23 protein-coding genes are annotated in these 23,046 nt (G+C 49.1%); 6 read left to right on the forward strand and 17 right to left on the reverse strand.

Annotated features, from left to right (window positions below):
• Positions 1-3: 3 nt before the first annotated feature.
• The 10 genes from P2H89_RS21605 to P2H89_RS21650 all read right to left on the reverse strand — a co-directional run bounded on the left by P2H89_RS21605 (position 4) and on the right by P2H89_RS21650 (position 10,798).
• Complete coding sequence (locus P2H89_RS21605) at positions 4-999, reverse strand: AAA family ATPase (RefSeq protein WP_275830780.1); 996 nt, start codon at positions 997-999, stop codon at positions 4-6.
• A gap of 9 nt (positions 1,000-1,008) precedes the next feature.
• Positions 1,009-3,003 (reverse strand): TonB-dependent receptor, encoded by a 1,995-nt coding sequence (locus P2H89_RS21610; RefSeq protein WP_275830782.1) that lies wholly within the window; start codon positions 3,001-3,003, stop codon positions 1,009-1,011.
• Positions 3,004-3,021: 18 nt separating this feature from the next.
• Positions 3,022-3,963, reverse strand: a complete 942-nt coding sequence (locus P2H89_RS21615) for an ADP-ribosylglycohydrolase family protein (protein ID WP_275830784.1) — start codon at positions 3,961-3,963, stop codon at positions 3,022-3,024.
• On the reverse strand, positions 3,960-4,787 hold the full coding sequence (locus P2H89_RS21620) for a TIGR02452 family protein (protein WP_275830786.1): 828 nt from the start codon (positions 4,785-4,787) through the stop codon (positions 3,960-3,962). The genes P2H89_RS21615 and P2H89_RS21620 overlap by 4 nt, the downstream gene beginning before the upstream one ends.
• A gap of 26 nt (positions 4,788-4,813) precedes the next feature.
• The gene (locus P2H89_RS21625; RefSeq protein WP_275830788.1) at positions 4,814-5,362 is read right to left on the reverse strand and encodes an NADAR family protein; all 549 of its coding nucleotides are present in this window, start codon (positions 5,360-5,362) and stop codon (positions 4,814-4,816) included.
• Between the two features lie 70 nt (positions 5,363-5,432).
• Positions 5,433-6,881 carry a nicotinate phosphoribosyltransferase gene (locus P2H89_RS21630; RefSeq protein ID WP_275830790.1) on the reverse strand — a complete coding sequence of 483 codons (1,449 nt, stop codon included), beginning with the start codon at positions 6,879-6,881 and terminating at the stop codon, positions 5,433-5,435.
• Between the two features lie 37 nt (positions 6,882-6,918).
• Complete coding sequence (locus tag P2H89_RS21635; RefSeq protein ID WP_275830792.1) at positions 6,919-7,836, reverse strand: NUDIX domain-containing protein; 918 nt, start codon at positions 7,834-7,836, stop codon at positions 6,919-6,921.
• A gap of 494 nt (positions 7,837-8,330) precedes the next feature.
• Positions 8,331-9,023, reverse strand: coding sequence for an NUDIX domain-containing protein (locus tag P2H89_RS21640; protein WP_275830795.1), 693 nt, complete (start codon positions 9,021-9,023; stop codon positions 8,331-8,333).
• Between the two features lie 40 nt (positions 9,024-9,063).
• Entirely contained in the window at positions 9,064-10,137 is a 1,074-nt protein-coding gene (locus tag P2H89_RS21645) for a winged helix DNA-binding domain-containing protein (RefSeq protein WP_275830797.1), read from the reverse strand.
• 43 nt (positions 10,138-10,180) lie between these two features.
• Positions 10,181-10,798 (reverse strand): DinB family protein, encoded by a 618-nt coding sequence (locus tag P2H89_RS21650; RefSeq protein WP_275830798.1) that lies wholly within the window; start codon positions 10,796-10,798, stop codon positions 10,181-10,183.
• A gap of 225 nt (positions 10,799-11,023) precedes the next feature.
• On the opposite strand from P2H89_RS21650, the gene P2H89_RS21655 reads away from it, so the two are divergent.
• From P2H89_RS21655 to P2H89_RS21675, 5 genes are all read left to right on the forward strand, one after another.
• Positions 11,024-12,133: a histidine kinase gene (locus P2H89_RS21655; protein WP_275830800.1), complete on the forward strand. Its 1,110-nt coding sequence runs from the start codon at positions 11,024-11,026 to the stop codon at positions 12,131-12,133.
• 72 nt (positions 12,134-12,205) lie between these two features.
• Positions 12,206-12,430: a CDGSH iron-sulfur domain-containing protein gene (locus P2H89_RS21660; protein WP_275830802.1), complete on the forward strand. Its 225-nt coding sequence runs from the start codon at positions 12,206-12,208 to the stop codon at positions 12,428-12,430.
• A gap of 85 nt (positions 12,431-12,515) precedes the next feature.
• Positions 12,516-12,755 (forward strand): hypothetical protein, encoded by a 240-nt coding sequence (locus tag P2H89_RS21665; RefSeq protein ID WP_275830805.1) that lies wholly within the window; start codon positions 12,516-12,518, stop codon positions 12,753-12,755.
• A 15-nt stretch (positions 12,756-12,770) separates the two neighbouring features.
• Positions 12,771-13,238, forward strand: a complete 468-nt coding sequence (locus P2H89_RS21670) for a hypothetical protein (protein ID WP_275830807.1) — start codon at positions 12,771-12,773, stop codon at positions 13,236-13,238.
• A 29-nt stretch (positions 13,239-13,267) separates the two neighbouring features.
• The gene (locus P2H89_RS21675) at positions 13,268-13,537 is read left to right on the forward strand and encodes a hypothetical protein (RefSeq protein WP_275830809.1); all 270 of its coding nucleotides are present in this window, start codon (positions 13,268-13,270) and stop codon (positions 13,535-13,537) included.
• A gap of 12 nt (positions 13,538-13,549) precedes the next feature.
• Here the strand turns inward: P2H89_RS21675 and P2H89_RS21680 are convergent, their stop codons facing one another.
• Positions 13,550-15,202, reverse strand: coding sequence for a serine hydrolase domain-containing protein (locus tag P2H89_RS21680; RefSeq protein ID WP_275830811.1), 1,653 nt, complete (start codon positions 15,200-15,202; stop codon positions 13,550-13,552).
• A 91-nt stretch (positions 15,203-15,293) separates the two neighbouring features.
• On the opposite strand from P2H89_RS21680, the gene P2H89_RS21685 reads away from it, so the two are divergent.
• Positions 15,294-17,051: an ABC transporter ATP-binding protein gene (locus P2H89_RS21685; protein WP_275830812.1), complete on the forward strand. Its 1,758-nt coding sequence runs from the start codon at positions 15,294-15,296 to the stop codon at positions 17,049-17,051.
• A 224-nt stretch (positions 17,052-17,275) separates the two neighbouring features.
• Here the strand turns inward: P2H89_RS21685 and P2H89_RS21690 are convergent, their stop codons facing one another.
• The 6 genes from P2H89_RS21690 to P2H89_RS21715 form a co-directional block, all read right to left on the reverse strand.
• Complete coding sequence (locus tag P2H89_RS21690) at positions 17,276-18,595, reverse strand: DEAD/DEAH box helicase (protein WP_275830814.1); 1,320 nt, start codon at positions 18,593-18,595, stop codon at positions 17,276-17,278.
• Positions 18,596-18,645: 50 nt separating this feature from the next.
• Positions 18,646-20,070, reverse strand: coding sequence for a PKD domain-containing protein (locus tag P2H89_RS21695; RefSeq protein WP_275830816.1), 1,425 nt, complete (start codon positions 20,068-20,070; stop codon positions 18,646-18,648).
• 3 nt (positions 20,071-20,073) lie between these two features.
• A complete protein-coding gene (locus P2H89_RS21700) occupies positions 20,074-21,369 on the reverse strand; it encodes a hypothetical protein (protein ID WP_275830818.1) in 1,296 nt (431 codons plus the stop codon).
• A gap of 101 nt (positions 21,370-21,470) precedes the next feature.
• The gene (locus tag P2H89_RS21705) at positions 21,471-21,899 is read right to left on the reverse strand and encodes a hypothetical protein (RefSeq protein WP_275830820.1); all 429 of its coding nucleotides are present in this window, start codon (positions 21,897-21,899) and stop codon (positions 21,471-21,473) included.
• Between the two features lie 103 nt (positions 21,900-22,002).
• Entirely contained in the window at positions 22,003-22,281 is a 279-nt protein-coding gene (locus tag P2H89_RS21710) for a hypothetical protein (protein WP_275830822.1), read from the reverse strand.
• Positions 22,282-22,414: 133 nt separating this feature from the next.
• On the reverse strand, positions 22,415-22,912 hold the full coding sequence (locus P2H89_RS21715; protein WP_275830824.1) for an asparaginase domain-containing protein: 498 nt from the start codon (positions 22,910-22,912) through the stop codon (positions 22,415-22,417).
• Positions 22,913-23,046: the final 134 nt, after the last annotated feature.

A 23,046-nucleotide genomic window follows, 5' to 3' on the forward strand; every position in this document is an offset into this window, starting at 1 on the left:
ACATTAAATAATTCTGTTGTTAAAAAATACCTGTTCAATCTCCGCCTTTGCCCGTTCAAACCGTTCCTCCCAATTACCACCGACCATCACATAGGGAATACCCGCGTCCATCAACTGCTGCTCATGAAACCGGCTCAGCGCATTTCTTTCGGACTCCTGTAAGCGCGTCCCATCCTGCACATGCGGACAATCGGTATCCAGGAAAATATGCAGGTCAAACCGGTTGGCCGCTTCAATCCAATCAGGTACAACCAGCTCCCGCCCAAATAAATACTTCGAGTATGATTTGGTAATATTCACGTCGGTATCGCATACCAGGATCCTGTTGGCCTCCCGAACCTTTTCGTTGATCGTAGCGGCATGTAGGGTGGCAATCTTCAGCAAGTCCTCAAATACAACTTCGTCAGTGGTTTCTATCACCTCCCGGGCCATTTCAGGCACAAAAGACGTTGTAAAGTAATTGCCAAGTCTTTCCGCCAGGGTAGATTTTCCTGTCGATTCGGAGCCGCTGAGGCAGATTTTCTTCACAAACCACGGCCTGGCAGCAGGAGCAATCAAATCCCAATGTTCAAATGGATTGCGCAAAATGCTGCTCGCGGCCACCGGCACCTGCTTACGCGCCTGGTCAAAACAAACATGCTCAATACCGAGAAACTCGGCAACATAATCACCATAGGGCTCCGACGAAACAAAAACCTCGATACCGGCAAAATGATTACGAATGTAATTCGCCCACAAGGCAGAAATGCTGCGTGAAGAGACCGAGCTATTAGGCAACACCGCTTCATCATACTCCACCAGCGCAACCGATACCCGCTCGTTATCCCCAAAGCTTTCCTCCAACCAACCTTTACGCACCTGTCCACCGATCTGCTCCTTCTCCGATGCACACAACATCACCACCAGGTGCTCGCAGTACAACAACGCAAAATCGATCATCGCCAGGTGACCCGCATGCAGCGGCATGAACTTTCCCAAAACCAATCCCTTTTTCTTCATACGTTAAACTTACCATCTTACACGCACGCCGGCATAAAAATTAACCGGAGGCTGAATAAAATAACCCGGCACGCCGGCTGCCGTGATTAAACCGTTGGTGAAATAAACCCGGTTTGTAATATTATTTATTACACCAAAGAAGGTCAGTTTACGCCATTGCCAGCTACCATCTGCATTGACAATAAAATAATCCTTCAGCTTGTATTGGTTTGCATAATCAATATACGACTCGCCCTGGTATCGCACCCCCACACCAGCCTGCCAACGTTGCTTCACCAATCTGCATTCCTGATTGCTGATGAAGGCCGGGGTCAAAACCGGACGAAGATCTATCTTGTCCTCTTTGATCCTGTTCATCGAAGCCGACGACTGGTTCCTCCACTCAATCCCATTCTCCCATCTCCACCAGGCGTCAACCTCAACACCACTCCGGTAACTCCTGGCTGCACTGCTGTGTAACGGAACACCCGTGGGGCCAATCTGACCATTAAGCGTTATTTCATCCCGGAAACGCATGTAATACAGGTTTGCATTGATGAACACATTTCGGGCACCATACTTTACCCCAAGCTCTTGGTCAACCACCCTTTCAGGCTTTACAGAGTTGAATAATAATTCGCCATTATCATCCCTGGCCAGGTCGTCGCTGCCCATAAAAAGATCATTACGGGTAGGTTCACGATGTGTCTGGCCAATAGAGTAATAAAGCCTCAACCCTTCCTGCAGCCGATAAGCGATCCCCAGCGTGCTGTTAAAGAAGTTCCAGTATTGTCCGGGCGTCACTTCATTTCCTGTATAGGTAAAACTGCTATAGCGGAATTGAGCATCACCCAAAAACTCCCATCGGCCAACGTTGTAGATTGCTTTCGTGAATACGCTGGCTTCATTCCTGTAACCGGTATTGGAATACAGCTCCCCGGCGCTTTTCTCGCTGCCAAGGTGCCTGCGCTGGTACCACTGAGCCTGTACACCATTGTACCACCGGAAATGCCGGCCTGCATACGTGTGATAAGAGAAGGCACCGGCAAAATTCGATCGGAATGCATAATTATACAGCTCGGCAGTTGACGGATAACCCAGAAAATAATTCAGGTCAAAGTCGTAATTGCCGTCCAGGTAATTGTAAAAAACCCCCGAATGCAATTGATGCCGGCTACTGATCTGCCATTCATGGTGCAGCTGGGCATGCGCTTGCAGAAAACGGTCAAACTCAATCGAACTATTTGCATTGAATCTTTTATTCTTATGAATGCTGTCCATCGGAGCACCCACCCAGGCGAGTTCATTTTTCTGCTCACCTAAAAAAGCTACCAGGTACACTTTATGCTTGTCGCCCCAATAACCAGGGTTGAGGAAAACAGAACTCGAGGTATTGGCAGAGTGATCACGATAACCGTCAGAATGCAGGTGCGAAGCCCGGGCATACAAACCGAAATCATTCTTCAGTCCCGTGTTCATACTGCCGTTCAAACGATAGGTATTAAACGAACCGAATCCAGCAGAAGACTGACCTCCCGCACTGTCCTTAAAGCGAACCGACTCGAAATACAAACTGCCACCATACGCCGCCACGCCATGCCGCGAATAGCCTGCGCCCCGTTGGATCTGCACACCCGAAACCGATTCCAGAAAATCCGGGTAGTTGGAAAAATATACGCCCTGATCTTCCGGCTCATTCAGCGGCACCCCGTTCAGGCTCATATTGATCCTGGTTTGATCGATACCACGTATCCGGAAGTAAGAGTAGCCCGATGCACTGCCGGCATCTGTATAGAAAGTAACCGACGGGGTTTGGGAAAGCAAAGCCGAAGGCTCTTGCCCGTAATATTTCCTGTCAAGTTCTTTACGTGACAAATGGCTCAATGTAACCGGAGATTGAGTTGGCAACGAAAAAGGAGAAGTAACGACCACCTCTTCCAGCGTTTTTGCAGAATCACTTTTTTCCTGACTCCGGGCAATTTGGCTACACAAAGCAAGCCCGGCTACTAAAGTCAACTTTCTCATGGGCGCAAGGTTTCAATATCATGAACTAAACGAAACATACATCAATTCACAGAGATCGGTAATATCGGCGCTGCGGCGAATTCCCTTAAGCCACTTCGATGGAATGGCTGAATGGCCATAATACAAACCAGCAAGCCCGCCCGTCACCGCGGCCGTGGTGTCCGCGTCGCTGCCAAGGTTAACGGCCATCAATACAGCATCCTGGTAGTTGTCGGTCGTCATAAAACAATACATCGAAGCCTCGATGGTGTGCATGACATATCCGTGCGAATGAATGCTGTCGATCGAACGTTGAGTGATTTCATTAACCAACAAAGGCGCAAACAGGTCAATCTCTGTTTGAACGATCTCTTCACTTACCAGGAAGTCACTTACCGACTTCGCCGTTTCAGCATAAGCCTCCGTTTTACTTTTACCATTCAGTAACCTCAAAGCAAACTCCAGGTAGTAGAAGCAGGCAATGACCGATCTCACGTGACCGTGTGTAATAGAAGAAACTTTCATGATAGTCCTGTACCGCTCGCCGATCTCCATACCTTTAATATGGAACAATAGGGGCAGAATACGCATCAACGAACCATTACCATTAGCGTCTTCATCAAAATCTCCTGCAAGGTCCGCACGGGCACCTGTCTTAAGGCGGTTTATAGCCCTGCTCGTCGTCATCCCAATGTCAAAAACATTTCCCCCGGCCGTCCAGTAGCCCTTAGATTGCCAATCCACAAACCGCTTACCGATATCCTCCAGATCGAAGCCCCGGCAAAGCGAAGCTGCCAGGCAAAAGGTTAGCGAACTATCATCCGAAAAAGTGCCCGGTGGCTGATTATGGCTCCTATATCCAACAAAATCTTTGATAGGGTTCAGCTTTAGAGAAGCACGGCTCATAAACTCGGCGGGCACGCCCAGGGCATCACCGATCGCCACACCAAACAAAGCCCCGTAAACATGTTCTCTCGTCATAAAAAATGCTTTCTGAAAGGTTCAATAATGCTTTCCTTATTGGTCTTAACGGCAAAAACGATCTTCTTAAAGTGTCCTGCAAACTCACCTTGCAATGCTTCTTTGAACAAAGCTGCAATATCTTCCGGGTTGTTTCGGAAAACACCGCAACCCCAGGCGCCTAAAACCAGTGTGTCATGTCCATAAAGCCGGCACAGCGCCAGCAGCTTTTTGACCCGCACACGCATCACCGGAATGATCCGGTCAACACTCCCTTTCTCGCGCTCAACAACAACACCGGCATTCACGGCAGGTGAAGTCACGATAGCCGTCAAAACGGGGTGATCCTGCAATTGCCCTTCTTCATACTTGAAGACCGGCACACCCGGCGAATAGATCATATGATCCGAGTACAGGCAGCTCGATTGCTTCCGGTGAAAGGAGTAATAAGCAGGAGCTTTCAGCAGGCAAGGATACAGACCCGAAGCCCGCGCAATACATTCCTCCTGCGCAATGGCGCCACCCAGAAAACCACCGCCGGGGTTTTTGGCAGAAGCAAAATTCAGACACATGATGTTACTAAAACCATCACCCGGCAGCCTTCTTACCGCATCGAGTGTAGTTTCATTCATTACTTCATAACTGGTTTCCAGTAAACCCGTGCTACCTACTGCTTTTTCTAAAATGTCCGACAACTCATCGGGCGAAAACAGCCTTGTATTTTTAATAGCCTGTTCCATCGCTGCGGCAAGGTCAACCCTGTCGCTTGTGGAATTGACATAAAATCCCTGTTCGAGGAGTTGCAACGTGTCATTCGCGATCGCAACCCGCGCTTTTTGATTCATAACCTAAATGTATAATGTTAACTTTTCTACGATAATAGCCTGTCCCGCGCTTCCATAAGGGCAAACCCAAGTAGGTTACCGCCCCGCCATTTAAAAGGGTTCATGGCATCTGGATTATTCTGACCCATGCCAATACCCCAAATACGATCACGCGGACTGGCTTCTACAATTATTTTTTGACCGGTGTACAATAAGAATTGACGCAGCTCTTCATGTTGAGAGAATTTATGGTAAGATCCTTCGACTACAATAGCATATCGTTTTTCCTTCCAGGTGGCATCATCGAAGTTCCTCACCTTTCTGCCAATCTCTTTGGCCACGGCAGGCTTGATGCAGCTGATGACCTCTTCGAACGCTTCCCGATCGCCAAACAGTAAAGCCTTATGGGCCATCATCCAGTGCTCGGCTGTAAGGTAGGTCACGCCATCCACCTCGAAGGAAGCAGGAAACCACTGGCTCAGGCACGACTTATCGACCGTTCCCGCTTGCTTCGGCGTATGACCCCAGAAGTAAAAATATTCCACCGCCTGCCCAGCCTCTACCTGCCTTCTTAATATTTCGAGTGAATATTTCATAGCTCTTAAACAGATTAAAATAATGCTCATTAAAATGGGAGCAAGGCAGAGGCTGGAAACGCAGCACCAATTATTTATTTTCAAATGCTTCTTTCATCTCCCCCAGCGCAGCACGCTCCCGGGCTTCTTCAAACTTCACTTCACCCACCAGTTCACCATTCTCAAAAACCGTCACTAGTTGGTCTTCCGCATCAGCCTCCTGCTCTTTCCGCACTGTTTGGAAGAATCCGTCCGTTTGGATCAGCTTCAGCTGACCTGCCTTCGATTTCTTGAAAGAAGAAACCAGGCGGCCGTGAGAATCGATCTCTATAGGGTTCTTTTGCACATCTACCGCTTCACCATTCACCTCCGCATACGAACATTTGAAAGCAAACTTTTGCGTGTCCCGATCCACTTTTTGCAGCAACGCGCCACCCATACCAAGCACCAGGTTTTCCGCACTGATACCATTTATTTTAAGCGCATTGTATATATGCCTGATCGAGTCAACGTTGATACCATCGCCCTGGATCACCCGCACCTGCGAAGGCAGCACCCTGAATCCTTTCTCATTGATCGTAAAGCCAAACTTCTCAAACAGGATGTCAAATACTTTCAAGAGGGTAAATACAGGATCACCACTATCAGGACGTATTACCAGCACACCATCACGGCTCAGCACCAGTTCCTTCAAATCGGCGCCCCAATACTTGCTGCAGGCCCTGAAAATGTCGTACGAGTCAGAAACACAGGCCACCGTTCCTGTGGGGAATGTCTTAAGAATATGTTTGAACACTTCCAGTTCTCCTTCTTCACCCAACAACGTGCAAATACTGTGTTCAGTAGCGGGGATCGACAAACCATACACTTTCTCCGCGCCATAATATCTTTCGGCCAGCACACTACCCATAATGTTATCACTGCCACGGAAGCTAAGCAGGTGAGCAGCACCACCCAATCCGGCGCTTTCAACGGAGCTCACGCCACGGAAACCAAAGTCATTCAACACAAAATCAAGCCCGGCAATAGCTGCGGCAGAAGCCGTTTCATGAAAGTATTCAGCGGTGATCTTTCTGACCTCTCTCGAAACAGTAGCCACCGTGCAGGGATACCACACTTGCATAAGCAGTGTCTCGAGGAAATTGGTAAGCCAGAAACACTCAGGATCAGTATTTTCAATCGTCACCAACACATTGTTTACGGGAACCGAAGTGCCCTCAGGAACTGCTTTGATGCGCACGGGCAATTTGCCGCCATGTTTTTTTACGATATACTCAAATTTGCTGCGATCAAAAACATCATTGCGGCCAAAAACCTGCTCCAGGAATCCACTGGCAGCATCAATCTTTTCAGTCGTGATCACCTCACCCTGCAAATAGTATTTCAGGAAATATTGTAAGCCGAAAAATACGGTCTCGTCGAATTGACCACCCCGGCTTTCGAGATAAGAATAGATCTTGGTAGTGCCGGGATAATATAATTTATGATGAGAATATTTATAAGCGTCGGCCAGCAGCAATATGTTCTCTTGCGTTTTCATTGCAAACATTTTTAAAATAAAAGTATAAGGGTTTAATTTATTGGTTGGCAACCTTTGCGGCTACCTGTAAATTCTTAACGAGTAGATCCACCAGTACAAAATGCTCGGCGGTGATCTCCTTGCGTTCCAGCATCCCACTCAGCTCCGAAACACTAAACCAGGCCAGTTCTGCCAGGTCATCATTCGCGGCAGCATCACCGGCGATCAGGCTGGTCTTGAAAAACACCGTCGTGATCTTGTCAGCCTCTTTTCTATAACGCCAGTCGTCTATTCTGGCTGATCCTACATATTGCATGGGCCCGGTAACCAGATCGCCACATTCTTCCTGCAATTCCCGCGCAGCAGAAGTTTCAAAGTTTTCATCCACAGGATCCACAAACCCACCAGGAAAACGCCAGCCGGCAGCACCAGGCTTCTTACCCAGCAACACTTCCCGGTCTCCGTTTCGCAATACAGCAATGTCAACCGTGGGGTGTACGGAATCATACTTATTATGATAAGCGTAGTTGATGCCCATCCGGAAATCGACACTGTCTAAAACCTTATCAGCATTTTCATCGCGAATTACAGTAGCCGATTGATCACCGAACTCCGGCAAAGCCACTGTTGCGATATGACCGCTGTAATAGGGGATGAAACTATCACGGCTACCGTATAAAACAAAGGATTCCTGTGGAAAAGTATTCCTTAACAGATTGTCCAGCCGATCGCTCCAAACCCGGTCATCCGGATGGTCGCCCAGCGGCAACACCACCAATTCAGGCGCATATTGCTTGATGAGGCGCTCGCGGGTATAGAAATCAAAAGGATTTCGGCTACTGCCTTTCACCGGCGATACCCCCAGCACCACGATGATCTTATTATGCTTGGGTTTGATCTCGTTGAGCAGGTATTTATGCCCCTCGTGGAGGTAAGGGGTTTGAAAGCGTGCGATGATGACTCCTGTATTCTTCATTTTGCGTCATTATTACGCAAATATAAGAAGCCTTTTTTGATTACGCAAGTTATTTGCGTAAAATAAACGCAAAATGCTCAAAAATTCTGCAGGCTACCCATTTGCTGGATTTGGTAAGTTGCTCCGCGTCGTGCCAGTTTGTCAAAAAAACGACAACCGGATAAAGGTCCGATAAGGAAAATTCGGGAAACAGACCCTCCGGGGATACTCCGTGCCAACTCCCCATATGGTGTATGGGTGCTGACAGGTTCGCGTAAACCTGAAGTAAGCCAGAGGTAAACCAAAAGTAAACCTAGAGTAAACCGCAATAGTGGAAAAGTGGATATTTATGACCCGCAGGCAGGGGAAAACGAGCCGTAGTGAGGCTGCATTGAAACGTTCTGCTGGAGGTAGTAACACGGGTCATTGTAAAAATGATTTGTAATGGAAAGCTACTGCAAATATGGCAGAAAATCAAATGTAAGATCGGCCTCCAAAGCCACCACCAGCCCATTTTAGATCTCGAAATTCATACCTTCTTTCTCGAGTTGCTGATAGCGTTGCTCATTAAACCGGTACATTTTGCTGGGCCTTCCTTTGCCTTCCGGCTTCGCATATTCCTTGGTCTCGTCAAGGATGCCCAGGGCGAGCATTTTCCGCGAAAAATTACGCCGGTCAATATCCCGGTCTAATAAAGTAGTGTATAAGTGCTCCAGGTCGGCGAAAGGAAAAACCCTGTCCAGCAACTCGAACCCGATCGGTTGATACCTGATCTTGGCCCGTATCCGTTCGATCGCTTTATTAAGGATAATATGGTGGTCAAAAGCCAGTTCGGGCAGTTCTTTGATCCTGAACCACTGTGCATGCTCAGCATCAGTACTGGCCTTCAGTTGTTGAAACTGGGCCGATTTTACCAGTGCGAAATAAGCGATAGAAATGATCCGCTGGCGCGGATCCCGACCAGGCTCACCAAAAGTATATAGTTGTTCAAGGTAGTCGACGCTGATGCCGGTTTCTTCCTGCAACTCCCGCCGCACCGCTTCTTCCAGCGATTCGTGCTCCAGCACAAACCCACCAGGTATAGCCCAGCTGTTTTGGAAAGGAGGATACTTCCGTTGTATCAACAACACAGAAACCCCTTCCTGCTTGGAATAGCCAAAAACTACCGCATCAACGGCCACTTTCATATGCTGGTCAGAACTACTCATTGAGGCTGCAAGATAAAAATTGCCAGTCGTATTGCACATCTCATCCCAAAACAGGCTTCAACCCGAGGAATTTGCCATATGCCCTGGCTGCTTTATCAACCGCGCCAACCAGCTTTTTGCTCGTCTTCTCAAAATAATCCCGCTCTATCTTCACGGCTGCGGTCCCCAATGTCCTTTTCCAAACACCCTCCACCTGGCCACCCGCTACGATCGTAGCACTGAACTGCCCATTAGCCGTCATCGCCAGCCGGTGCGCGTGCGCCTGATTGATGATGACACTCCGGTCGCTATAGCCTAATAGGAACTCATCAAAGCCCGGCAGCATACATACGGTCGATTTACCCGCCGGCTCCGGCAGTTCCGCTGCATGCCAGTAAGTTTCGCCATTCACTGCCACACTCAGCAGTTTGTCCTGCACCATATCCACGCCTCTGCGGGCTTCCGTTAAAGTAATGCCCGCCCACCACATAAAGTCACGCACCGTCGCCGGACCATGACTCTTAAAATACCTCCCTGCCAACTCTGCCAACGGCTCCGCCGGATTGGTCCGCACGGTTTCCGGTACCCATTCATCCAGGAGTACGTGCGTAAACTGCTTGCCCTTTCGCGGGCCCATGCAGATCAATCCCTCCATACTGGCCTGTAGCAGCAAATGGCCCACACCGTAGTTAGAGGTCTTGATGCCCTTCTTGCCGAATTGTTCCGCCAATTCTTCCCGCGTCAGGCACTGGCCGCCTTGCAGCGATTTTACTAGAATATTATTTGCCTTCTTGATATGCGATTTCTCCAGGCCTTCATCGCGCAGGTTCTTCGCATACTTCTGTTGAATACGAGCACAAACGAATCCCACCATCCAGTGCACATCCGCCGGAGCCACCCAGTGCCAGGTTCCCCGCAACGCCCAGGTCCGGATGATCTCACCCTTCACCACAGCCTCATCTACGCCCGAATCCGTTATACCATTCAATCGTGCACCAACGCTCCATTTCGCACCGGCATAATCCTGCGCCTGCATCGCTCCCATCCAATACACCAGCTCTCCCGCTGTTTTCAGGGAGGGCGATGTCAATTGCTGATTCACCAGCCGGTATTGCGCGAGCGTTTTCAAGTTCATGAAGGAGTACTTTATAAAGTAAGATAAGATGAAACCAGGTAGTTTATTTGCTGAAGAAGTTGATCGCCAGAAAAGGGTCCCGCCTTTCACGGCCGCTTTCGGGTTTACGGGTCGTAGAACCGCGTCCGGCTTGACCGTTACCCTTCTTCACCTTATGGCAATAAAACAGGTAATCCGTCATGGGGGCATCTTTTAACCCAAGCTGATGACCGATCGTTACCACTTGACCACGATGATAAATGCCATGGCTTAGGCAATGCTGAAGGATATCCTTGCGGGGAACGGCAATTTCTCCGGCCAGCATCAGGTTACAATAGCATATCTCGGCAAAAGCTTCTTCTTGTAAGGAAGTCACGTAGTCTTGCAGCGCAGTCGCCTGTTCAACCAATGCATCCAGCACCGAATCCAGGTCATCGTTCAATCCTTGCTGAAACAGATCGGGAGCAAGCTCCAAATGTCCCATCCACTCGCGCTCAACCTCCACCATGTGCAGCAAAGTTGCCTTGATACCAGGAAAACTAGAAGCGGCTTTGGCCTCCATCACCTGAACAGGTTTCTGCCGCAGCCACTCGGTCAGCCGCGTGATCGCCCATACATGATAGGCCGTTAAGTCCTGAAAATGAGCGCTTAAGCTTCGTTGGTCAATGGTAGTGTAGAACATAGGTTGGCTATTTACACTACAAAGGAACAACCGGGTAGTGACAGCAGTATGTCAGTAGCAAAAACGACGATTCAGGATTATTTTCTGAGGGTTTATCGGCAAGGGAAACACAATTCATCCACTTAAAATGGCAATTCATGCAACATGTTAAGGCCGCTCGCGGGCCGTCCTTTTTCTTTGCAAATTGGAAAAACAGAGTCCACCCGGCTTAAAATCCTTGCTGCATTGATAAAGGTTCGTGATAAGTGGTTTCGTGTACTTATTGTAGTGCTTCCCTTCATATTGGTATTGTATTCCAATGAAGTGTGCCTGCGCGCCGATACGTCAAAACTGCTTCGCACCTTAATTTCCTTCGGCTGCATTATTTCAATTACCGAAGGCGCACGCTTTCTTACTTACAGAAGCCGCAAATGGAAATCTCCCTGGAACAAATCACTCATCAGGTTTCTGCTGGTTATAGCTGTCGGCATAACTTTTACGGCCCTCGCGCTGGCAGCCAGCACGGTGCTGCAGGATTTTGTCACCTCGGGCAAATTGGCCAAAGGCAACTATACCGGATTCGTAAAGATCAACAACAGCCAGCTCGCATCGGGCTTCTGGGGCTACACCATTTTCAATGCCTTGTTCATCTTCCTGTTTTTGTACACGGGTTATGAGACCATCTACCACTTTGCCAAACTACGGTACACCGAAAAGGAGAAAGAGCGGTTGGAAAAAGAAAAGCTCCGGGCCGAGTTGAACCAGTTGAAAGGTATCGTTAACCCGCACTTCCTGTTCAATAACCTGAACTCCCTTTCGTCCCTCATCAGCGAAAACCCGGCGAGTGCCGAATACTTCCTGGATGAGCTCACAAAAGTGTTCCGCTATCTCTTGCGCAACAACCAGTCCGAGGTAACGACGCTGGGGCAGGAGATGCTGTTCATCCAATCATATTATCATTTGTTGCAAACGCGCTACGGCGCCGGCATCCGCCTCGAAGTACAGGTTGATAGGCAATATGAGGCTTGGTTATTACCACCCCTCACACTCCAGTTGCTGATCGAAAATGCCGTCAAGCACAACCGCCTCCAAAAAGACCAGCCGCTACACATAGAAATTGTATCCTTACCCGGCAATTTGCTCATGGTGCGCAATACGCTTTCTAAACGGGAAGGAGCGGTAGAGTCGACTGGCCAGGGATTGCACAATATCAATGCACGGTACAAGATGCTCCAGTTGCCCGGGGTAAAGGTGGAAAAAGACGATGCTTACTTTAAGGTCACCATTCCCCTCATCGAGCCACAGGCAGAAGGACAGCAGGTATTGGGGCCCGGCGCCACCGCCCTCGCCCAATAGATTGTCCACAATCACGCTAAAGATTTTCAAATCCAGAATCTTCCCCTACATTCGCGCCCTTAATTGAAGAATATGGCAACCACTAAAGTTACAGTCAACAGCAACGGTTCTTTAAAGCTGGAAGGCGATTTCGAGCTCGTAGACAAGAACGGCAACAAATATGACCTCAATGGCCGCGAGGTTATTTCCATCTGCCGTTGCGGGCTTTCCCAAAACAAACCCTTCTGCGACGGATCGCACAAAGGACATTTTGAGCATGAAGCGGTAGCATTTGCACTGCCTCCCAAGAAGCAATAACAATTCGGGGCCGACAAAACAGGGAGCCCCGTACTTCCCTTCTGCCCTGGCACAGGATTTTAATCCTACTGTTCAAATCACAGCCATGACAGAAAAGCTCACCATCAACGGAAAGGAGGTTTGGGTTGTCGTAGAACCGCATATAGTACCACGCGAAAATCCCCATATCATACCCACCGAGTACTTTACGGCCATGTATTATTACCAGGAGCCTGGAGATGGCGCCCACGGCGAGATCTTCATCGAAGGCGCCGAACCCCGGCTCTTTGAGTCGCCGGTAGCCGCACTTGAATATGCCCGCGAAACCCTATCCGAACTGATCTGAGCCGTAAATTGCGGCATGACCCGCGAAGAAAAGATCCTCTATAAACAAACATTGAAGCAGGCGGCCCTCCACCTCATTGGCGAGCGGATCACCAATACCCGTCTGCAAATGGACGATGCACAGCAGGCCGCCAACCAGGAAGAAAAAAGCTCTGCCGGCGATAAATACGAAACCGGAAGGGCCATGGGGCATCTGCAGAAGGAAATGTATGCCCGCCAGCTATCGGAACAATCAAAAGAACAGGCAGCCCTCCATGCTGTTAATGCCGACCGCCTCTATGATACACCCGTAGCGGGCGCGGTGGTTCAGTGCGATAAGATCACCTTTTTCATTGCTGCCGGACTGGGCAAACAACTTGTCGATGGCAAGCCCATCGTTTTCCTGTCTCCACAAGCGCCGCTCGCACGCCAACTACAGCACAAAAAGCCAGGGGATAATTTTGTTTTTAATGGCTTACCTACTATTATTGCCGACCTTTATTAGCGTTTACGCCACCTAGTAAAAATCGTAATATGTTACTCGTATTAAGGATTATTACCATTATCGTCAATACCGCCTCGTTGATAGCAAGTGCGGTGCTCATCATCGCAGCAGCCATCGAAAAACCGAAGCCAGATACGGAAGGTGTGTGGCTTGGCGTAGCCCTTGCTTTATTCTTCCTGGCCAACTTTTACCTGCTGTACCGCAGTTACAAAAAGAAACACACCCCCACCACCTGGGTCGCATTCCTCTTTGCCGTACTGCCCGGCCTAACGATCCTGCTTATAACTCTGCTTGCCTAAATCAGGGGCGCTTTAAAAACCCGCATCATATACCTTCCTGAAAGTGATATTGCGCGCACGCGACACGGAAACCTTCAATTCCACAATCCCCTTCTTTATATCGCGGATAAAATGGATCGGACCAAAGGGACAATCAAATCCATCGTAGTAAGTAGGTGTCAATGAAAACACCGTACCCGGCCTGAGCTCCAGGAAAAGCTTACCCTGTTTCAATACGATATAGTAAAAAGCTTCCGCTTCGCGGGAATAATAAGTGCCCACATACTTTTGCAGATTCTTCTCGCTCGTATCGGCTGGCTCAACCCGGTCAAAGTAGATGCTGTCGGCGCCTGGAGAGATCCATAAAAGTCCTTTCTTTTTATCCACTTCCAGCCGGTTGTTACCCACCACAAATATGTTCTCAGCAACGGTATTCAGGTTAGCTGCGGGGAACAGACTGCTCATCTTACCGTCTTTAATATACAATTTGGTTCCTCCACCCGTGCGTGGATTACGGTACCAGCCAGCATAAGCAGCCAGTTTCTCCTCAGGCACGGTAATAAAAGCCGGCCGTGGCGGTGGATTTTCCGGCCTGCGCACAGGTAGAAATAACCTGCGCACAGCATTCGCTACATTCAAGGTGTCAGTATCAAAGGCCGATGTATTACTTAACCAGGCGATCGATAGACCGGCCTCGGGAAAATATTCCAGATTGGCGCGATAACCGGCAGTAGCGCCGCTGTGAGCGATCGCTTTCCAGCCGCCTACCGGGTCTGTCATCAGGCCGGCGCCATAATTATTCTTACCACCGTTATTGAGTGGCCGCGTGGCAGTTTGCTGAGCAAACAAGGATGGATTGCCCAGACGGCCGCCCAGGTAATAGTTGTTCCAAATCAGCAAGTCCTCAGCCGTTGTCAATAAACCGCCATTGCCATAAGCGCTCTCGTTGGGCATATTGGTTTGAAAACCCGCTCCGTTGCGGCTGTAGGCAAAAGCCCGGTTGGGAACGATCTTCCTGTAATAAGAGCGCCATTCGGTGTTCTTCATGCCAGCTGGCTCGAAAATATACTTCTTCGTAAAGTCGGCGAGCGACAGGCCGCTTACCCGCTGCACAATAATGGCCAGCAGGTTGTAATTGGAGTTGCTATAGATGTATTCATCACCGGGCAGGTTGTTCAGCGATTGCTGCAGGGAGATCACATACAGCGCATAGTCATTGGTATAAGCCCGTGAGCCTCTTGGCCACCCGGCCACATCCATGATGCTGCCCCAATCCTTTAGGCCGCTGGTGTGCTGTATCAGGTGGCGTAGGGTAATCTTAACCTTGTAATCACGCAACTCACCAATATGCTTGCGCACATCATCATCGAGCGATAGTTTGCCCTGCTGCTCCAGTAACAGGATGGCTGCAGCTGTAAATTGTTTGGAAACAGAACCTGCTTCAGTAATCGATTGTGGGGTGAGGGGCACCTGGTGTTCCAGGTCGGCCATACCCCAGGCTTTCGAAAAGATCACGGAGCCGTTACGGCTGATCGCCAATTGTGCCCCGGGCGTTTTATCATTGTTGTACCGGCTGAAGATCTGTTCGATCCGGGCTACCGTATCCTGCCAGCTTTGCGCAGCAGCAGAAAAGCTGGCACTCGAAACGAGCGCCGAAAGCAGAAGGGATTTGCTGGAAATGGTCATAGCTGAAAGTGATTAGATATCAGGTGTAAAATTTGCATCACATTAAACAATTCACGAACCTAACCTTTATTCGTTCGTATATTAAGATCATATGCGCATCCTCTGGAAATATCTGCATCCTCAACGCTGGTTGGTACTCATATCCCTGCTCCTGGCAGCCGTTGCCCAGGTATTGTCACTCATTGACCCTATCATCTTTGGCAAGATCATCGACGACTATGCCGGGCAGATCAACCTGCGCCCCCGCAATGAGTTGGTGAAAGGGGTACTCTGGTGGCTCGGTATTGCCATTGGTATCGCATTGCTGGCTCGCGTCGCCAAAGCTTTCCAGGATTATACCACCCGCCTGGCCGTACAAAAATTCGGTATGCAGATCTTCAACGATGGCCTGCGCCAGACCCTCCGCCTCTCCTTCAACGAGTTTGAAGAACAGCGCAGCGGCGAAACCATGGCCGTGCTCCAAAAGGTACGTACCGATACGGAAAGGTTCATCAACTCCTTTATCAATATACTCTTTTCTTCGATCGTCGGTATGGGTTTTCTGATATGGTATGCCATCACCAAGCACTGGGCCCTCATTCCGGTATTCATTATCGGCGTGTTGGTACTGGGCACACTTACCGGTATGCTGAGCCGTAAAATGAAAGCTACCCAGCGCTCCATCAACCGCGAAACCAACCGTATGGCTGGCATCATCACCGAGTCGCTGCGCAATATCGAGCTCGTGCGCAGCCTGGGCCTCACCTTTCCAGAAATAAGGCGACTGCGCGAATACACACTCCGCATCTTTCAGCTCGAAATGGAGAAGACCCGCCAGGTGCGTACACTTAGTTTCCTGCAGGGCACCGTACTCAATGTGCTCAAGCAATCCATACTCTTCATACTGCTCTGGCTCATTTTTGGACATGTGCTCACCACCGGCGAGCTCATCAGCATGCAGTTTATATCCAATATCATCTTTGGGCCGCTGCAGGATGTAGGCAATATCATCATCTTTTACCGGGAAGCCGAAGCCTCTATCCAAACCTTCGATACGCTCATGAACAAGCCGATCGAACAACGTCCTCCCGAACCGGTGGCCATCAATCAGCTGAATGCCCTGCGCTTCGAAAATGTCGTCTTCCGGCACAGTACCGCCAACCAGAATGCCATGGACGGGATATCCTTTTCGGTAGAAACCGGCGACACCATCGCCTTCGTGGGGCCTTCCGGCTCCGGCAAATCAACACTGGTTAAATTATTGGTAGGCTTGTACCGCCCCATCGAAGGAATGATCTATTTCAATGACATACCTGCTACGCAGATACGCTATAACGAATTGCGGCGGCAAATAGGGTTTGTAACGCAGGATACCCAGCTCTTTGCAGGCTCCATCCGCGAAAACCTGCTCTTTGTAAAGCCCGATGCTACTGATGACGAAATGCTGGAAGCCATGGAGAAAGCCGCCGCCGGCAAACTGGTTACACGAACCGGACAGGGACTCAATACTATATTGGGAGAGGGCGGACTAAAACTATCCGGCGGAGAAAAGCAACGACTGTCGATTGCGCGGGCCTTGCTGCGCCACCCGCGGTTGCTGATCTTTGATGAGGCCACGTCAGCGCTCGATTCCCTTACGGAAGAAGCCATCACAGAAACCGTGCGTAGCATATCGGCCGAGCGGCAGCAGATCACGATCCTGATCGCACACCGCCTTAGCACCATTATGCACGCCGATACCATTTATGTGCTGGAGAAAGGACGTATTACAGAAGCAGGCTCTCACGATGCCCTGCTCGAACAAAAAGGATTGTACTATGCCATGTGGCGCCAGCAGATCGGTGAACGGAGAATGGAGATTACAGAATAAGGGTAAGAGCTTACCACAACCTAACCCAAGTTCCAATACGTTCCGGTGTCAAACTGCCCCAGCCAACACTTACCACACCCCGGCCCCGCGAAACCTAACCGCACGAGCGCACCCAGGCCATGCTAGCCGACGGTCTTACTACGCGCCTGCCCCGCGCAACCAAACAAAGCTCACTCCGTGAGCCTTGCTTCCTGCACCTCAGTCAAAGCCCGGCCCAACGCTATTTACTTCGCAACGTCGATCTTCACTTTCTTTCCCTTGATCTTTTCGCCCTTGATCAGGTGTAGAGTGGTGCTGGCCTTCGATTTACGCACAGCCACGAACGAAAAGAAGTCCTTCACCTCGATCAGTCCCACGTCTTCTTTCTTCAGCTCACCTACATTCGTCAAAAAACCGACAATATCCACTTTGTTTATCTTGTCCTTCTTGCCGGCGGCAATGAAAAGGGTGGTCCAAACTGGCTTCTGTGGAACTTCTGCCGTTTCTGGCAGGGTGATCATTTCAGGATCTGGGGTAATGTAAGGGGGTACATATTCTTTGGGCCCAACCATCAGGATGACAGTACCACTGGCATCCATACGGGCCGTGCGGCCATTGCGGTGTGTATAAGAATCTTCTGTATTGGGTAATTGGTAGTGAACGATGTAGCGGATATTGGGGATATCCAATCCGCGGGCAGCGAGGTCAGTCGTGACCAGCACATTCGAACTGCCGTTGCGGAACTTGCACAACGCAGCATCACGCTCCTGTTGTTCCATGGCGCCGTGATAGAAAACACTCACGATGCCTTTGTCTTTAAGATAAGCATTAACCTCATCCACAAATTCCCGCTGGTTGCAGAACACGATCGTAGAGCGGTTCCCCAAAGCACAGATCAGGCGGAATAACGTTTCCTTTTTATCCGGGTCTTCGCTCTTCACTTGCTTGATCGCGAGCATCTCTTTCTTTTCTCCGGAAAGGAAATTGACCCGCACGGCATCTTTTAAACCAACAAACCTTGGAATTTCAACAGCCTCTGTGGCCGATGTGAGGATGCGTTTCTTCAAGGCAGGCAATGAGCCAACGATAAAAGACATCTCTTCTTCAAAACCTTCTTCCAGCGATTTATCGAACTCGTCCAGCACCAGTGTTTCAATGTCGGCCACGGTGATATTACCGCGGCGGATATGGTCGGCCAGGCGGCCGGGAGTACCCACGATCAAAGCGGGTGCCTGTTTGAGGTTATTTTCTTCAATTTCACGGGCATGGCCCCCATAGCAGCAGGAGATCTTGAACCCTGTGCCCATCTTCTTGAACACCTGGTCTATCTGCAAAGCCAGCTCGCGCGAAGGCGTAATGATCATAGCCTGCGTCACTTTCGATCCTTTCTGCAGTAATTCCGCTATGGGCAACAAAAAGGCGATCGTTTTGCCCGAACCCGTGTCCGACAGCAACACCACGCTATTAGAGTTTTTATTGGCTTCCAGTGCCGCCAGCTGCATGTCGTTCAACGCCTCGATCTTCAGGTTGCGCAGCGAATGTTCAATCAGTTGAGTAGATTCCATCCCGCAAAAGTACGTTATCGCGTACAAACGGGCTCCGGCACCTTCAACGGTCAATAATCTGTCCCGTCGCTGTTCACGATCTGAATGGTCAGTTTGCTGGGCGCATATTGTCCATTGTTAATTTGGTTTACACGCGCCCCCAACACAGCAATCCCTCCTTTGGGTAACGCCCTGCCGCTTACCGGATTGTGAATTTCTACATACCAGGCAGTTTTACTTTGTCCCGAAACCTTAAAGATCTTGCTTGCGTACCGGGGCGAACTGCCTTTTAGGAAAAAGTAGGTATTCCCTTTAACATCGGCCAGATGATAACTGAGGCTATCTGGGTAGCTCCAAAAGACCTGCCTGTTAAGGAAAGCTCCACTTGCAGAAAAGGTAAATATTCCATAATTAGCCTTATTGACAACCTGGTATTCGTTGCCCGCCCGGATCAGCCTGGTAGCTTGAAGAGGCACTTGATAATCCCACCTCATTGAATTCTTCCACAGTACGTCACCATCTGAACTGCCAGCCTTTAAAATGACCACAGAGTCGCAGTTGCCGCTAGCACATCCGCTTCCAGCCAACGTTCCGGCAACCACAAAACCATCCTCTTCAACAACCAGGTTTTCGGCGTTTTGAATGGCCTGCATAGCAGCAAAATCCTGCTCCCAAATTACATCCCCCTGCAGATTTGTCTTCAACAACATAGTTCGTTGTTCCGCACTTCCGGATAAAGACTTTTGCCCGATCGTGATGATGGCATTATCGTTTGTTACACTGGCGTAGGTATTAAAGCTATTGGTATTGTCATATGTTTTACTCCAAACCACCTCACCCTGCAGATTAATAGCAGTAAGTCCGAATTTGTTATTAACCCCTTTCGTATTGCCGGCTATAATATGGTTTCCATCGGCCGAAGGTTGAAGCGATAACAAATTCACTGACTCTGCAGGCAGATCTTTTACCCATTGCTGCTTCAACAAGCTGTCGACTTTGAGCAGAAAATACTGCCGGGGATTGACAGTGCCGGTGTCCTGGCGGTATCCGAGGATCAGAAAGCCTTCGTCGCTGGTTTGGGAAAGATCAACACCATACGTGTGTTGGTTGCGGGCAAACGAGAAATTCTTTTGGCCCAGGTAAACCCTCATTTGCTGCACGAAGGAATCTACAGGATGCCCGTCTCTCAAAGCGGTAAGTTTTACATTATAAACACCCCGCTTAGAGTATGCGTGTTGAGCCGATTTGCCCTCAGCCTGCGACCCATCGCCAAAATCCCAGCGATACATAAAGCGGTCTTCCAACCGGTTACATAGCTCAAAATAAAAATTCGAGTCTACCTGTGCTTCGTTAGCAATAACCTCATTGCCTCCGTTGGAGGGCTTAATCCTTGCTTCGAAGCAAGAGGCCGGATTTTCCAGGTAAATCGTCTCTTTTTCCGTACAAGCTACGGCAAGCGTTAGGCCAGCTGCTATATATAGTTTGTGGAACCGCATGATTTAGAGGTTGAATTGTTCAAAAAAGAAGTAAGAACCACCCACAGTGCCAGGATGATTGGGAAAATCTGTAGAGACGACAATCAATTTATTGCCATCTACCAGAATACCCCCCCATGGGTACAGCCTTGTTTGAATTTTGTGAAGAAGCTGCCCGCCAGATTGTAATACTTCAATCTCACTTCTATATTGTAAAGCGCAGTACACTTTGTTACCGGTGGCATTGAATGCAAAACCATTGTAAAAAGTTTGTTCTGTACGGGCAAGTAACCTAATTATTGATAAGTTGGTGTCGTAAATAGCTCCGCCACTATTTACAACAATGGTTTTGCCGTCGGGCGAAACCATCGAAAGTTCCGGCTGCTTGGTTTGATAATCTCCCGGAGCAACCTCCCGCTCCGAAAGGAGGTTGCCAGCATCGTCAAACTTATAGTGTAGCAGCTGATGAGGTGAATTCGAAACGTCGTAAAGCTCCGTGATCGTTCCCGGTATGGATAGCAACCGGCTGTTAATGTATTTTCCCAACCTGCTCACTAAGTTTTTGCCATTACGGGAATATACCTTCACTGGCCGGATAACTCCATTTATCAGTGTATTATCGGTAGTGGCCACAAAAAGAAGTCCGTTCTGATAGATTACAGAAGCAACTCGTTGCCCTCCTACATACAACCTGTCTTTAAGCACCAAAGAGGTTGCATCATAGATCTCCACCCACCCATCGCTACGGGGCACAAATAGTTCAGATTTGCCATCAAATTCGGCCAGCGAGCAAAACCCCAGGTTGTAGGAAAGTGTTATCCTTTTTATGAACTCATTCTTTTCATAGTTGAATTGGCTGATGTGGCCATATTCTTTGTCAACCACATAGGCATATTTACGTTTTGCATCAAAAAGCGTATAGTCAACCAGGCCAAAATGCAGGCCCTGGCGACGCTCGTGCACTATCTCTTTTGATTTCAACAGCGTCGGCCCGGCTGAAGCTTCCAGCCAGTAGGTGACGTTACCACTAAGCGGAATGGCATCAAGATAAGCCGATACTTCGCCAACATTCCGAATAGAAAAGGTATCCTTATGATCTTCCGGCAAGCTGTATTTGCCAAAGCGCTTCATCGAGCGAATCAGCCGGTATTCTTTTACATCTTTTGGTGGCAGTACATCCCAGGCCAGGCGGACCGTAGAGTCGTTGATGACCTCGTGAATACGAAAGTTGAGATCAGTAAAGGTATAGGTGGTTTCCTTTTTGCAACTAATGAGAAATAATAATAATGCAGTAGGTAGGGCGCGTAGAGTTCGGGTCATAACGGTAGATATAAGCGCCAAGATAATACCCTGGTCCCAATAATCGAAGCAGCTGTAAGGTAGTTAACACCATTTTAAGGCCTTACCCGGTCAGCTAACCGCTACTTTAACATCCTGTTGAATTTCTCCAGCTCGGTAATCTCGGCCGGAGCAAGCGTTTCATTGTTATTGTACTTGTTTTGAAAGAAGATCACTCTCTTGTGCAGGGGATATTTGGCGAGGATACCTTCGATCATTTGCCCCACACGCTCGTCTTTTTCGTAGAGCGGCTTGGGCGGCGGCGGAGCCGATTTATACTTCGTAGGTTTTTTGCGGATCACAGCTTCCAGCGTGGCGAGCTTATTTTCGGGCACACTTTCCACCTTCAGGGCTTTTTGGTAAAGGCCTTCCAGCTGCTTCTTGCTGAGGCCGCCCCTTTCTTCATATTGAAAGGCCAGGCTCTTCACAAAAGTAGAATCGGGCCGGGCTGCCAGCATGGCGTCCAGCACATCCTTGATCACATCTACATCTACCTTCTTTTTCTGTATCATACTTCAGCCCCGAAAGTAAGGAAAATATCAGCGTGTCGCGCCGGGGAGGCTGCCCGCCCAATGCAAAGGGCAGTGCCGTTCACCGCAGAAGTCATTTGTCTCCTCACGCCATAACATTGAACAGCAATAGCGCCAGTCCCTGGCCAGCCATCCCGCCGATGGCCGAAAAAACGGCATCCATAAAATCATAGATGCCCATGCCGGTCACTTTTGAAAATAACTCAAATCCGTAACTGATGATCAGCACCAGTGCAAATACGCAGATCACCCCCAACCCTTGCCAGTCGGGAAATGCCAACCAGCCAATCGTCTGCAGGACAAATCCCAGGAGGATGCCGGCGTAGAAGTGGCGTTTTTTATCGGGAGCAAAGAAGCCAGACAAATTGTAAGATTTAGGAATGTTATGACCAGGCAGCGAACAGTACAGCCCGCCATCCTGCCCTTCCCCGAAAGGTAAGCTAAAAATAAATGCAGGCATAAGCCTGCATCAAAATCACGTATATACCTATGCTCTCTTATTCGATCTCTTCGAAAATACCTGTTTGGCGGTTCTTGCGCACATTGTCCCAGGTGAAGTAGCGACCATTCATGGCTACATATACACCGGGGGGTAGTGATTGTACAAAAGCCATGGCGCAGCCCATATTGAACAGTCCGTCCGAGCTACCAAACTTGATAGGGATCATGGCGCCGGTGAGCACGATGGTTTTGTTCTTGATATGACCCGCCAGCACCTCAGCCGTAATGGCCATAGTATCGGTACCATGCGTAATGATGATCTTGTTCTCTTCGCATTGAATGCATTGATGAACGATCAGATCGCGGTCTTGCGAGGTCATGTCCAGACTGTCGATCATCATCAGCGTACGGATCACCACCGGCACCTTATTGCGTCCCATCTCCAGCAGGTCATGCATCTGCGTGTCCTTGAAGAATAATTGACCATTGAGTTCATTGTATTCCTTGTCGAAAGTTCCTCCGGTAATGAAAATGCGTATGGGCTGAATTGGCATATCGGGCGATTTGTGCGGGTGAAATTAAGTCAATCTACAATGGACATTTACAGATTTCGAAATTGTCAACCTTCTCTTTCAAATGGTTCGTCAGTGTTTAAGAAGCGGCCAAATATGTTAAATGCTTTAATAGA

Origin of the sequence: Paraflavitalea sp. CAU 1676, assembly GCF_029223285.1 — a bacterium.
In the GTDB taxonomy this organism is placed as follows: domain Bacteria; phylum Bacteroidota; class Bacteroidia; order Chitinophagales; family Chitinophagaceae; genus Paraflavitalea.